At 48.6% G+C, this 13,057-nt stretch carries 11 protein-coding genes; 1 reads left to right on the top strand and 10 read right to left on the bottom strand.

All coding sequences use genetic code 11. The features are described from left to right. Window positions 1–208: 208 nt before the first annotated feature. Window positions 209–1,636: a pectate lyase family protein gene (locus AC1DE7_RS22775; protein WP_477535246.1), complete on the bottom strand. Its 1,428-nt coding sequence runs from the start codon at window positions 1,634–1,636 to the stop codon at window positions 209–211. Window positions 1,637–1,925: 289 nt separating this feature from the next. Further along, a complete protein-coding gene (locus AC1DE7_RS22770) occupies window positions 1,926–2,441 on the bottom strand; it encodes a DUF2179 domain-containing protein (RefSeq protein WP_036606590.1) in 516 nt (171 codons plus the stop codon). 346 nt (window positions 2,442–2,787) lie between these two features. Between AC1DE7_RS22770 and AC1DE7_RS22765 the strand changes: the two genes are divergently transcribed. Then, window positions 2,788–4,002 (top strand): Leu/Phe/Val dehydrogenase, encoded by a 1,215-nt coding sequence (locus AC1DE7_RS22765; RefSeq protein WP_477535245.1) that lies wholly within the window; start codon window positions 2,788–2,790, stop codon window positions 4,000–4,002. Window positions 4,003–4,600: 598 nt separating this feature from the next. On the opposite strand, the gene AC1DE7_RS22760 is transcribed toward AC1DE7_RS22765, so the two are convergent. The 8 genes from AC1DE7_RS22760 to AC1DE7_RS22725 all read right to left on the bottom strand — a co-directional run bounded on the left by AC1DE7_RS22760 (window position 4,601) and on the right by AC1DE7_RS22725 (window position 13,036). Continuing rightward, window positions 4,601–6,268, bottom strand: coding sequence for a hypothetical protein (locus tag AC1DE7_RS22760; RefSeq protein ID WP_127551514.1), 1,668 nt, complete (start codon window positions 6,266–6,268; stop codon window positions 4,601–4,603). A gap of 1 nt (window position 6,269) precedes the next feature. Next, window positions 6,270–7,055 carry an ABC transporter ATP-binding protein gene (locus AC1DE7_RS22755; protein WP_477535244.1) on the bottom strand — a complete coding sequence of 262 codons (786 nt, stop codon included), beginning with the start codon at window positions 7,053–7,055 and terminating at the stop codon, window positions 6,270–6,272. Between the two features lie 233 nt (window positions 7,056–7,288). Further along, on the bottom strand, window positions 7,289–8,797 hold the full coding sequence (locus AC1DE7_RS22750; RefSeq protein WP_477535243.1) for an RICIN domain-containing protein: 1,509 nt from the start codon (window positions 8,795–8,797) through the stop codon (window positions 7,289–7,291). Between the two features lie 45 nt (window positions 8,798–8,842). Beyond that, on the bottom strand, window positions 8,843–9,025 hold the full coding sequence (locus AC1DE7_RS22745; protein ID WP_036606584.1) for a hypothetical protein: 183 nt from the start codon (window positions 9,023–9,025) through the stop codon (window positions 8,843–8,845). A 135-nt stretch (window positions 9,026–9,160) separates the two neighbouring features. Next, window positions 9,161–9,787, bottom strand: coding sequence for a PepSY domain-containing protein (locus AC1DE7_RS22740; protein WP_477535242.1), 627 nt, complete (start codon window positions 9,785–9,787; stop codon window positions 9,161–9,163). Window positions 9,788–10,028: 241 nt separating this feature from the next. Further along, the gene (locus AC1DE7_RS22735) at window positions 10,029–10,829 is read right to left on the bottom strand and encodes a PepSY domain-containing protein (RefSeq protein WP_477535241.1); all 801 of its coding nucleotides are present in this window, start codon (window positions 10,827–10,829) and stop codon (window positions 10,029–10,031) included. 78 nt (window positions 10,830–10,907) lie between these two features. Next, window positions 10,908–12,284: a sensor histidine kinase gene (locus AC1DE7_RS22730; protein WP_477535240.1), complete on the bottom strand. Its 1,377-nt coding sequence runs from the start codon at window positions 12,282–12,284 to the stop codon at window positions 10,908–10,910. Continuing rightward, on the bottom strand, window positions 12,281–13,036 hold the full coding sequence (locus AC1DE7_RS22725) for a response regulator transcription factor (RefSeq protein ID WP_100528216.1): 756 nt from the start codon (window positions 13,034–13,036) through the stop codon (window positions 12,281–12,283). Before AC1DE7_RS22725 ends, AC1DE7_RS22730 begins: the two co-directional genes overlap by 4 nt. Window positions 13,037–13,057 lie beyond the last annotated feature (21 nt).

The following is a 13,057-nucleotide window of genomic DNA, read 5'->3' as shown; positions in this document are numbered from 1 at the left end:
ACAGCCTCTTTCTTCGTTTCTTCACTATATTGATTAAAAGTTTGGCCCTTTTTCGCTGGCATAGCAAAAATCCCCTCCGGTTTTCAGTGTTGAGTTCATTTTAACATGATCTCTTTTTTTCACTGTCTACCTTGAGGGGATAATACCAAGCTGCAGGAGCACTCTTTTCCTTATTTGAAGAACGTAAAAGCAACAGGGTACTTTGATATCAATAACTTGTCTTCAACCAATTGTCCTTGGACCAGGTCAATTTACCGGAACCCGCGCCATTGGAAGCCGTGAGGCGTGCATTCAACGTAGATGGATCATCTGTGGTATAGCTGTAAGGCAGTGACGAGAAGCCGTTCCAGGAGAACGATTTCACCACGGCCGGGATTGGCGCCAACGGGCTGCCAGACGTATCACTGCTGCCACGGAATGAGCTTCCATCCAAAGAATACATAGTATCGGTCACTCTGATTTTGCCGGTATAGGTTGGGTCTGCCGGATCGGTCTGATTGTTGCGAACAGGATACAGCACGTCCTTGATGACTGATTTCTCGACCAATACGGCTCCGCTCTCTGTGGAGATTGCCCCATTGCCAATGATATCGAATTTATAACCTTTGGACGCAATCGCTGTTGCCATCGCCGTTGTAATTTTGGCTTTAGCGGCACGTGCCCCTGTCGAATCCATCACGATGTTGTATGCATGTGCGTTGCCTCCACGCAGGCGCGGCATCCGATCCTGAATATCTTTGTACAGATTATGGTGCAGCGTCATGGACAGGTTGGCGTTAGCTGATTCCAAGCTGGTCGAACCGACCAGATGTCCTTTCTTTTGGGGTCCGGAGATGGCGATAATATCGGCTTTGCTGAGACCTACAGCACTGCTGCGCAGGTAGTTGTACATGGGATAGGAAGCCTTATTTGCTTCCAATTCGTTAATCTGCTGGGTAACCCAGCTGTTCGAGCTGCCGTCATCCCCTTTGAAGAGGGACCAGGAGATGGTCACGCCACTGGTTCCTTTTTTCGAATCGACGAGTCCGTCATAGGCTTTATTAAATGTGCAGTGATCAATCCACACGTTGCTGTTCTCCTCCAGGGTGATGTAATCCCAATCGTTCTTGTCGTAATCACCTTTGGTGGATTCATCCCATTCCCATAACTCATCAAATTCCAGGTTGCGGATGATGACATTTGAGCTTCGTTTCACGCTGATCGCAGCGTGTTTGATCTTGGAACCATTGGCGGAGAAAATCGTGAGTCCATTGAAACCATCAATCGTGAGCTTGCTAACACCGGTCTGTTTTAATACGGGATGTGTCAGCGCATCATTATGCTTGGCAAAAGGAGAAGTCTGCGCTGCGCTTGGAATTTCATTCCATCCCAGATTCAGATCGTTCATGATCTCAACAACTTTGACACCGGAGTTCTTTTTCAGCGCCAATGCCAGATCCGTCGCATTATACACTTTCTTATACGTGGCCGTGTTTGATTCGCTGACGATGCCGCCGCCCGCGTTCCCTTGGGAGAAGCCTGTGAGATTGTAGTCTGCGTTGCCTGCTGCCTGCACACTTGCCGGGCCGGACAATAAAGTTAACCCCAACGTTAGAGCCAGAGCTGTGCTGCATAAACTTCGAAATTTGCTTTTCATCGATTCCATTCCTCCCAATATATGATGATGACATTCGTCCATCGCTGCCATGCCAGGTACGAAGGACATGTTCTCAATGTAAATGTTGAAAGCGATTACAACAATAATCTGTATCTCACATGTGGTTAGGAATGGCTGGTACAGCAAGGAATTGTACTGTAAGCAACCTTGAATCGTACAGAGTTAACTTGGAGAGTGAGGTTTCAGCGATACATCGAGGTAACAAGAACATTCCAGATGGGATGAAATTAAAAAAGCAGGACTGCATCTGCCGCAGACCTGCTCGATTTTACTTTTTGATGGAACGTGTCCAGAAGCCGCCATGGAACTGTTTGGGCTCCACGGTAATAACAAATGCTTTGGGGTCCAGATCGAGAATCGTCTGGTAGAGCAATTTCTGGTTTTTACGTTTTGCCAGAATCTCCATCACAAGCCGATCTCCATCACGTCCACTGCCCACCCATGCAGTAACACCATATCCTTTATCTCGCAGGGCATTCGCGACGTTATTGCCCATCTGGTTACAGATGACTTTAACGGTAACGTAACCGAGCGCGATCTTCTCTTCAATCCACGCACCGAGCAACACTCCCAGTCCATAACCCACCGCGTACACGATCAGGGCCGAAGGCTGAGTCAGGTATTGGAGCACAAGATTCAGACCGAGTACATAGATCACAATCTCACCCATGCTGATCAGTGCGGCGATGTATTTCTGTCCTTTGAGTGTCAGAATCATCCGGAGTGTATAAGCGGATACGTAGACAATCTGGATCAAAAAGATAAATACCAATATTTTAAACAATCACAATCCCTCTTTCCTGGCCTTCGCAACGGAATTGGCCCTTTGCTGCATATACTCGACGATTTCGTTTCATCTATGCTTCCTGTATGTTTGCTCTATCTCCATCATTGGACGTTATACCCTCATTCTAAACGGTTGAACGTAAATCCGTAGGCATTTTCTGCTCTCTGGCATGCCGGAACTGCAATTATAGAACCGTTTGTACCGATTATCAACCCGGCGGAGGTCCCAGGGGCGAAAATGGGAGTCTTTGAATATGCTGTATCATCATAAAGCCAAGCACGCTGGCACAGGATATCAGGTCAAAACCAGGATGGATGGGTCAAAACAAAAAGGGGGTACCGTCATGCAGCTATGGCAGGAGATGGAGCGGGAAGGCATGGAGGAACTCATTTTTTGCCATGATGCAGATAGTGGATTGAGGGCGGTCATTGCCATTCATAACACGGTCCTTGGACCTGCGCTCGGCGGATGCCGCTACTGGACTTATGCATCCGAGGAAGAAGCTGTTCGGGATGCTGTGAAGCTTGCCAAAGGCATGACGTACAAAAATGCAATCTCTGGACTACCGTATGGTGGCGGGAAAGTGGTCATATGGGATGTACCTTTTGCGAAGAATGCAAAGTCGAATGAGGATGGATGTGGATCTCAAAGTGGTGAGCAGGTCGCCGGAGCTCTAGGGGTAGAGCAGCAAAAGGGCGCTGCCGCTGAACGGAAAGTCGTTGCCAATCAGGTGGCGCATCCACAAGATAAAAGTCTGGATACGGACGTATCCAAGCGGGCGCAACGCTTTCGCGCACTGGGTCGTTGTCTGGAGCGGCTGAACGGGCGATACGTGACTGGTCTTGATCTGGGTACCACGGCGGCAGACATGGACCAGATCCGACTGGAGACCGCACATGTGACGGACACCACGGGTTCGCTTGGGGCGCAGGATGACTTCACTGCCGAGATGACCGCCTATGGCGTACACATCGGCATTGTGACCTCGCTGCGCCAGCAAGGCATTGCATCTTTGCAGGGCATTCCCGTTGCCGTCCAGGGACTGGGCAAGGTCGGGTATGCCCTGTGCCGTTACCTGCATGTAGCCGGGGCACGGCTCATTGTGGCAGACGTTGTACCGGAGCGTGTACAACGTGCCCTTGTGCAGTTCAGCGGCGCCATCTCGGCCGATCCGGCCCATATCCACGCCGCTGACTGCAAGGTCTTCGCCCCCTGTGCCCTAGGGGGCGTACTGACCCCGGCAACGGTGGAGGAGCTGCGCTGCTCCATCGTTGCCGGGGCGGCCAACAACCAGCTGAGTGAACGACAGCTGGTTGCAGGCCGCATGCAGGCGCGCGGCATCCTGTACGCGCCTGATTATGTGCTCAACGCAGGCGGAATCATCTCCACCGCCTACGAGCTGGAAGGAGCCGGGCCTGACCTGATCCGCCAAAAAGTGGCGGGGATTGCAGGCACGCTGAGCAAGGTATACGCAGAGGCTACGCAATCTGCGATCTCCACAGCCGATGCAGCCGATCGGCTAGCGGAATCCATCCTCCGCTCAGGCCATACAAAATAGGGCGCCCCCTCCTGGGGAGCCTACACTGTTTTACTTCATTCTAACGAACCTGATACACGCTATTTGCTCCTTTTAGCATGAATCTAATATCTAACGAATCTTAGGCACGTTATTGTGCCTAGTTTGGTTCTTTTTCAAGCTAAATAGCTACTTTTCCGAAGGATAGCGTTCCTGAGGTTCGTTAGAATTTATATTTCAGATTTTCACCCTGAATAGGTTGTCTCAGGTTCGTTAGCGCTGCGGCGAAGGTTTCTTTGGGGTAGTATCACCTAACAAAAAGAGCTAACCTAGACGTAAGTGTCCCGGTTAGCTCTTTTTAGCTCTTTTTAGCCCTTCTTAGTTCTTCTTAGTTCTTCTTAGCACTCTTAACTCTTCTAGGCTCTTATCACTTCGTCCTTCTACTTTCTAATCCCTTATCGCTTTTGCTCTTGCTCTTGATTCTTTGATTCTTTGATTCTTTGATTCTTTGGCTCATTTTTTTCCAATCGCTCTCTGTACGGATTACATTAAGTTTTCTTGTAAACCGTCCCTCTCAACGTAATCCACCTCTTTTCTTTCCTTCTTTTACTCTTTTATTCTTCAGTTCTGCTGCAACTTCTTAAACTGCAACCGGCCTCTTCTTCGCTGTCTTCTTCTCCTGAAATAGTAGCGTCCACAGCAACACATTCGCTACGATCAATAGCGCACCATAGATCCATACGCCCCCTGACACTGAACGGAAAAAGACATGGACTCCCCATAACATGGCAAGTACAGGAAGGGCGGCGAATACATACCAACCATCACTTTGCTGTGCCATACTGAAGGATTGGGAGAACGGCGGCTTACGCAGTAATAATTTTCCTGCCAGTGGGACAAGCGCCGTAGCTGTCAGCATAATAATTGCAATATCCGGCAGTATCCGTGATCCAAATGTCCAGGTAAACAAAATGGCATTTGCCAGAAATATAGGCAGGAACATGTTGCATAAGAATGCCTTTAGAGCTCCTTTATATAACGCGCTATCATTCGCCATCGGTGCAGCGCGAAAAGTCCAGAATGCCTTATATTGTCCTGAAAATTTCAGCATGACCACAACCGTTACAACCAGCATTAGTACGATATAAAAAGTGTATACAAACGAACTTTGCCTAAACTCCGCCCAACTAGAAGATTGCAATTCGGTAAACCAAAATACATAAGGTAAAACAAATGATAAACCAAGCGATGGATACACCTTCAGCTTGAATTCCCGTTCATTACGCATCATGCTGGCTGACAGACGGAAGCAAGCCTGCTCCTCTCTCGAACGACTGACCACCTTGGAGATCAACCGATCCCATCTTCCACGTCTGCGTCCGGAGGACTGACCCGAATGTGCCATTTTTTCCAAATACAATTCAAAGGAAGGCATAAGCTTCACATATACGATCATACTCACCACAGGAACCAAGACTGCCAGTGCTGTGAAAGTATAGATCCACACATTCCCGCCCCCTGCAAATAACCATTCATATGCAGCCGCATACCATAACGGAGGTAACAGCAACTGCCACCAAGCCGGGGTAAATACCATACCAAAGTCAATAATGCTGAACGAACGAATGACCAGCTGATAACCGATCGCAATCCCCACGGAAAGCAGAATTTGCACCATATTGATCATATCCTTCAGCTTCTCACCATCCAGAAACTTCATCATGAACAGATAGATCAGAGACGTTGTCACCAGAATCAGCATATTGATCAGAATCAGTTCCACAAGGAAGATCAGAAAGAATCCGATCCCATGCGTTACTAACGCGGCAATTAGCGGTATACCGGTTAATGAACCCGTCAGCAATAGCAGATATACGCCCGCATGGATGGCTCGGGCCATACCCACCGTTCGCCCATTAACGGGCTTAGTCATAATGATATTACGATCCCGAATGTCCAGCAGCACGGAGGAAAAATCTGAGATCATAGACGTCATGATCATAAACATTAAGATGCCAAACACAAGGCCCATCTGAAGCATGAAATGCCCCGTATCCCAGACGATGAAGGGAACCATCATCAGTCCCATTAATCCATATAACCACAGGGATCGAAGAAACTGATTACCTTCCTTGCGCTCCTTTTTCCCTGAATTGTTGGATAAAATAGTAGGTACTCTGCGTTGATCCATCTGGAACTTCACTCGCAAGATCAGGCGCAGCACATCATAATCCGCCCCTGTTCTGGCGATGAGCGGACGAAAGCGATCCAGAATCTTGAGTGTGCGGAAGTCGGAGGATTCCTCCATATCAGTACACCTCCTGCACAATCGATACAAAACGCTCCGCAATGGCTTTATGCTCATTGAAGCCTGTCAATTGATTGAATACTTCCTCCAGCGTACCTTCCATGGATTGCTGTTGAAGCTGCTTGAACGTACCGTCTGCCACTACGCGTCCTTCAGCGATCAGTACAATTCGACTGCTGATCTTCTCCACCACATCCATGATGTGTGACGAATAGAAGATCGTTGTGCCTTTGGCTGACAATTGTGACAAAATCTCTTTGACCACCATCACACTATTGGCATCCAATCCGCTGAGTGGTTCATCCAGGAACAACAGATCCGGGTCATGCAGCAGCGCAGAGATCAACAGCACTTTCTGACGCATACCTTTGGAAAAAGAGGCAATGCGGGAATGATATGATTTTTCCATTCCAAAACAATCCATCAATAGCTTGGCTTTGTAATCCACATCCTCATAGGACATACCGTATAACTCTCCCGTAAAAGTCAGATACTCCGCAGGCGTTAATTGTTCGTACAATTCCGCCACCTCCGGAACATAACCGATTCTGCGTTTATACTCTACATCCCCATCCGCAATATCTTTACCAAAGATCCGCACCGTGCCTACATATCCTTCAACCAGCCCGAGTAAAATCTTAACCGTCGTACTTTTGCCAGCCCCGTTTGGGCCAATATATCCAATCATCTCACCGCGATTTACTTCCAGATCGATGCCGTTCAGCACATAACGTCCGTTGTATCTCATACGCAAGCTTTCAATGGATAGCACTTGTTGTTCACTCACTTCGTTATCCAGCTCCTGTCTCTATCTTTTTCTACAATTCTACTAGTTTACCACAGATTGGGATGGTAATGATCGGAAATAGGTCACGATATGAGCCATCAACTGGATATCCCCTTCGAGTAAAAGCATTCCGTAACATGCGTGAATACATCACAAAGCCCCTATCCCACCTTATGGTAAGAGACAAGGGCTTCCACTTTATGTTGAATCTTATTTTCTAATATCTAAAAGTCTTACTGCACCTTAACAATCTGAAAATGCTGATTCGTGCCGCCATTATCCGTCCACTGGATGGCCGCAGCCCCATCTGCCAAGGATTGACTGGAGATGTCCAAGACCTTGCCTGTACTGCGGTTCTTCAGTTTATAATAACCACCACCTACATGGACAAGCTGCCACTGCTGGCTGGCCCAACCGCCATCATTCCACTGTTCAATGACAGCCCCATCGGTCGTGGCACCATTCTCCACACCAATTAGCTTGCCACTGGAACGGTTGATGATTTTGACATAACCGCCACCCGCATCGGTAATCTGCCACTGTTGACTTGTCATCCCCCCATCTGCTCGCTGCTCCAGATCCGCACCGTTGGCGGAAGAACCCCCAATGACATTTAGCAATTTGTTACTCTTACGGCTAATCAGCTGATATGAAGCATTCGGGTCCCAGACATCCGCTGTACTCACTCCGGTCACAGTCCCTGTTGCTGTATCAATCGTAATACTGCTGGCCCAGTTCATCGCCAGACTGGTTGCACTCGGGAATGAAAGTGGCAGCCAGACATACTTGGAATCCTGCACCGGTCCGCTCCATGCACCAGCCCAGCGATCACCCATGTAGAGATAGGATGTGGTCTGTGAACCTTCTACTGGAACAACATAGGTGGATTGAGAACCATACGTTGTGCTGTCTCCAAAATTGCTTAGGCCGCTCCATGTGCCTGTAATGCTGGAGGCTGTCGCATATTTGGCCTGATTTGGATTCCAGCCGGTCGCACCCGAGGTGATCAGGAAGTAGACGCCGTCTTTTTTGAATAGGGCTGGTGCTTCACGATATTGTCCAGGCCACAGCGTTGTGACTAGGGATTCCACACCCAGAAAATCCGGGGTCAGCTTATATATATTCAGATCTGCATTCACTCGGGTCGCAGAGATCAGATAAGCGGTTCCGTTATCGTTGTATACCGTCATGTCTCTGGAATCATACCCAAGTGGACGATAACTGCCCACATATGTGTAATTGCCATCCACCGTATTCGAAGTAGCTACCGCCACTCGGGCCTCGCCATAATCCAGACCATTCTCCTTGTGCATCCACAGCACATATTTGCCGGTAGCACTGTTGTAGATGACCTTTGGGCGTTCAATGTTAGAGATATTTAACTCGGCTGCCGAGCTGCTGGTCAGCACATCATTGCGATACTCCCAGTTCTTCAGATCCGATGAACGATACACGGACACTGCCTTGAACGTTCCATTCGTATTGCGGTTCTCTCCAAACCAGTAATAATACCCATTTGCCTTAATCATCCCGCCCCCATGAGCATGAACGACATTGCCATTGGTATCCTTGAACTGTATCCCGTTCGTTACACTAAGTGGAGCAGCTGAAGCATTCGGTCCGGGTGCAAGCAGCATACCTATGGATTGCAGCGCCAAAACCAAAGCAAGCAGATAACTCAAGCGACGGGTAAAGCGACGTGAATGTGTATTCTTTTTCAACCATCCATCGTTCATAGCCATATCGTAATGCACCTCCATGTTTTTTTATGAAGCGCTTACATAAAATTAAAATCGATATGTCTCATCTGCCTCCGATCGATGATGCATTTCAGCATTAGAATTCCTGGCAATACTGGCTGGGCGTTCACCTCCCTGATTCCGATTGTATCCGCCACGTTCCTGCTCGAATAGTGAACAATCCGGCGGAAGATGTACAATTTTATACTCCGCTCTCTCGATCAACAACAAAAAGACGCTTCCCCCGAAGCGTCCTCTGCTATACCTGCCCTGCCCCTCCATGATGTAACGATCTCTAGCTGTGTGCGGCTGTTCATAGGCAGGTTTTTATATGATGTTTTATCGGCGTATACTCACCCTTATTGCTTAATCTTGGTCGTCAAAATCCTGGTCAAACGATAACACTTTACCTGTGTTGGCATCGATATCTACATCTGCTTCACCTTGAGCAGTTCTCAGTTCGATCTCATACACATAGCGACCATCATCATGATCCAGCTCGACTTTGGTTACTTTACCACCCGTAACTTGTTTCAACGCAATGTTTGAAGCCTGGGATGCCGTCAATTTGACTTGCTTGGAAGTAGAGTTATTAGATGTGTTGCCTGTTACAGTACCTTTATAATCGTCGTCATCATCGTAGTCTTCATCATTCACGACCGCAAGGATTTTGCCTGTATAAGCATCCAGACGAACGACAACATCATTGGTTCCTTTTCTGTCGATCTCAACTTCATAGAACGTTTGGCCGTTTCTACGCTCCAGATCCACGTCATCCACTTTACCATCGGCTGCTTTTAACGCCAACGCTTTCGCTTGGGATGCATTCAGCATTTTACCTGTGCTGTTCTGATTCTGTGTTGCAGATTGTGTTGTTGACGTTGGTGTAGTTTGCACCGATTGTCCGTTCACATTCCCGCTAGCCGCTACGGCCGATCCACCAAGTAATACTGCTGCTGACAAGCTACCAATCCAAAGTTTATGTTTGTTCATCATCATCATTCATCTCCTCGTTGTTGTTGTTTCGTTCTCGTCTACATTTATAGAATAACCTGCAGGAATGAGAGATCAGCGAGAGTTAGATTAGAATTTGATGAGAAAATGAAGAGAATGCTCATTTAATGAGTGTTCATTATGTATGTAATCTAAAAGAAATGAAAAAGATGACCCCAACATTAGGAATCATCTATCCAACAAGGTGTAACTCTATATTCAATGGATTCCTGTACAAATGTTAATCATCGTCCTCATCCCAAGTCACCGAACGAATTGCTCCTGAGATGGCATTCACTTGCACAATAGCCTCCCGGCCATCCTCCAAATCAATTTCAACCAGATAATATGGATTCCCGCTGTTGGTTCCACGCAGTTCGATGTCGTCCACTTCCCCCGGAACCTCCGCAAGTGCCTTCTGTTTGGCTTGTTTCTCGCTCAGAAACTGAGGTTTGGGATCATCCTTGGTTGGTTCAGTTGTCGGGGCTGTTATTGTTTTGGAAGATATCGTCTCTCCCGTGTATGGATCAATCGTGAGTTCTTCACGGCTGTTATCCTTTGCCTTCATTACCGCGGTGTATACCGGACTGCCTTGTTGCTCCACAAGTTCAAGCAAGACCAATTGGTTATCTGTTTGTTGTTTTAACAACGCCGTCTTGATCTGCTCGCGGCTCCATAACGTCTTCTCTTCCGCTTGCGGGTTCGACTCCAGCCGTTTAATGGAATTCACAGCAGCTGTAACGGCATCCACTTGCACATCATATAGGCCGGTCTCCGAACGGAGCTGCATGATATACGTCCCATCCTTCAACGTGGAATTCACAATCTCACCTGGATATTGATCCAGCACCGATTGTGCTGCCGCATCTGCCGTAAGTACCGCACCCGTCGATTGCCACGGCTTCCACCAAGCAACTACTGCCACAATCAGCACAACGAGAAGCCCTGCACCCCACCAGAGTGATCTTCGCGATTTCGCCCATCCGCTGTTCCCTTGTTCATGCCGTTTCATTTCCGGTGGTCGCTGCTCATGCTCTGTCATCACGTTTCCCCCTATGCACTCTCTTATCATCCCCAGTTGATCTGATGCTTATCAGTATATAAGAGAAGAATGAGAATTTCATGAGAGCGGCCCGTTCTGAACCGATAAAGGCAAAATAATCGAAGCCTCGGTGCCTTCACCCTCGGTGCTGGTCAGTTCGATCCGTGCTCCAACTGCTCCTGCAAGCTCTTTGGCAAGTGACAATCCCAGACCTGAACCACTTGCGCCTAGGCTACGTGTTCTGGCCGGATCAACTCGGTAGAATCGGTCAAATACCTTCTCCAGCTCGTCCTCCCGCATACCAATCCCGGTATCCACGATCCGAATACGGCACTCTTGCCCCTTGGCTTCCAGCCTGACTTCAATTGCATCTTCACTATACTTCCGGGCATTATCCAGCAAAATAAACAACAGCTGCTTCAGCTTGCTCTCATCGCTGATCGCCCAGATTGAACCTGGATCTTCACACCGGACTTCGCGGTGATAGGCTTCGCGAAACGCACGTGTCGAGTCTGTTGCCAGTCTCGTGATATCCACACGCTTCAACTGTACATTCCACTGCTCTGGCTGCTTCGCGAGCAGTAGCAGTTGCTCGGTCATCTCTCGCATGCGAACCGATTCGGACAGAATCGCTTCCACCGCTTCATCAAATACCTCGGGCCGCTCTTTCCCTCGCCGCTGTAGCAGACTGGCATAACTTTCAATAATGGTCAGCGGTGTTTTGAGCTCATGAGATGCATCGGATACAAATCGTTCCTGACGTTCAAAGTTGGATTCGAGCAAGTCCATCATCCGGTTAAATGTCTGTCCCATCGTTTTCAGTTCATCTTTCGATCCTTCCTCCAATGGAAGACGCTTGAATTGGCCGCTGGACTGAATGTCACTCATCGTGCGTGTCATCTGCTGAATCGGTCTGGTCATCCGATTTGCGAGAATCCGGCTAGAGATAATGGCTGGGATCAGAGCAATAATCGTGACTGCCACAAGTACGGTACGAAGTACAGACAGACGATTCTCCGTCTCTGCAATGCTCTCAGTGACCTGTACATTCACCACCTCGCCATCAGGCCAGATGACCGGGACTGATACCCACACATAACCAATCTGTTCAACTTGGGTATACTCCGATTTCTTCTCACTTTCGTACTTATAAGGTAGCTTGCTCAGCTGCTCGGAAGCTGCTGTTGTTGTCACCGGGGAACTGGTGCCGTCTTCATTAACGATCCGAAGCATGCCGTTCACAGGCGCGTAGGCCCGCAACAAGTCATCCGGCGGAATGGAGCCGGCAGACTGACGCACTCCTTTGACAATAGACTCCGCTTCCGCTTCCACCCGATTAACCTCGTTATCAATCGACATCCGTTCAAACACGATGTAGACCGACAGGTTCACCGCGATTAACAGAACAGCAAATAATACAGACGAATATCCGTAGATTTTACTGCGCAGGCTCATAACTGTTCCTTCAGGACGTATCCTACGCCCCGTACGGTATGTATTAAGGGTGGTGTGAATCCGTTATCCACCTTTTTGCGCACATAACGGATGTACACATCCACCACATTGGTATCTCCATAATAATCGTATCCCCACACGGCCTGCACAATCTGGTCACGACTGAGCACCTGACGTTGATTCTGCAGCAGATACACGAGCAGGTCGAACTCACGTGGAGTAAGCTCAATGGCCACACCATCTCGGGATACCTCTCGCGTTCCTTCATTTAGTTTCAACCCGGCAGCCGTCAACCAGCCCGCCTCAGCTTCATCCTGATGCCCAGAAGAGTCATTCCCCATATCAGCAGGTGTAGAAGAAGAAGCGGAAGAAACAACAGACGCCACTGCACTAAGCCGCAATGCAGCCCGAACTCGGGCAAGCAACTCTTCAATCTGGAAGGGCTTGGTGATGTAGTCATTGGCTCCAAGATCCAGGCCGGATACTTTGTCTTCTACAGAATCTTTGGCAGTGAGCATAATGATCGGAACCGTAGCATCTTTGGCCCGAACTCGCCGCAACACTTCAATTCCACTCAGACCAGGCAACATCACATCCAGCAGAATCAGATCCCACTGTCCTTCAGCATACTTCTCCAGTCCTTCTGTTCCACTACCAGCCTTGCCCACCTGATACCCCTCATACTGTAGTTCCAGTTCCAGCAGACGTGCTATTTTGGGCTCATCCTCTATGACCAGCACGGCTTCATTCATGCAGCGCTCCCCCTCATCCCC

It is taken from the genome of Paenibacillus sp. 10L310 (assembly GCF_056395745.1).
The sequence above is the reverse complement of the archived record's forward strand: the minus strand, read 5'-3'. Positions and strand labels throughout refer to the sequence as shown.

Bases quoted from the DNA above. Each gene is read 5' to 3' on its own strand.
- AC1DE7_RS22725 (WP_100528216.1), bottom strand. From the start codon at position 13,036: ATGAATGAAGCCGTGCTGGTCATAGAGGATGAGCCCAAAATAGCACGT.
- AC1DE7_RS22740 (WP_477535242.1), bottom strand. From the start codon at position 9,787: ATGAACAAACATAAACTTTGGATTGGTAGCTTGTCAGCAGCAGTATTA.
- AC1DE7_RS22750 (WP_477535243.1), bottom strand. From the start codon at position 8,797: ATGGCTATGAACGATGGATGGTTGAAAAAGAATACACATTCACGTCGC.
- AC1DE7_RS22735 (WP_477535241.1), bottom strand. From the start codon at position 10,829: ATGACAGAGCATGAGCAGCGACCACCGGAAATGAAACGGCATGAACAA.
- AC1DE7_RS22775 (WP_477535246.1), bottom strand. From the start codon at position 1,636: ATGAAAAGCAAATTTCGAAGTTTATGCAGCACAGCTCTGGCTCTAACG.
- AC1DE7_RS22760 (WP_127551514.1), bottom strand. From the start codon at position 6,268: ATGGAGGAATCCTCCGACTTCCGCACACTCAAGATTCTGGATCGCTTT.
- AC1DE7_RS22730 (WP_477535240.1), bottom strand. From the start codon at position 12,284: ATGAGCCTGCGCAGTAAAATCTACGGATATTCGTCTGTATTATTTGCT.
- AC1DE7_RS22765 (WP_477535245.1), top strand. From the start codon at position 2,788: ATGCAGCTATGGCAGGAGATGGAGCGGGAAGGCATGGAGGAACTCATT.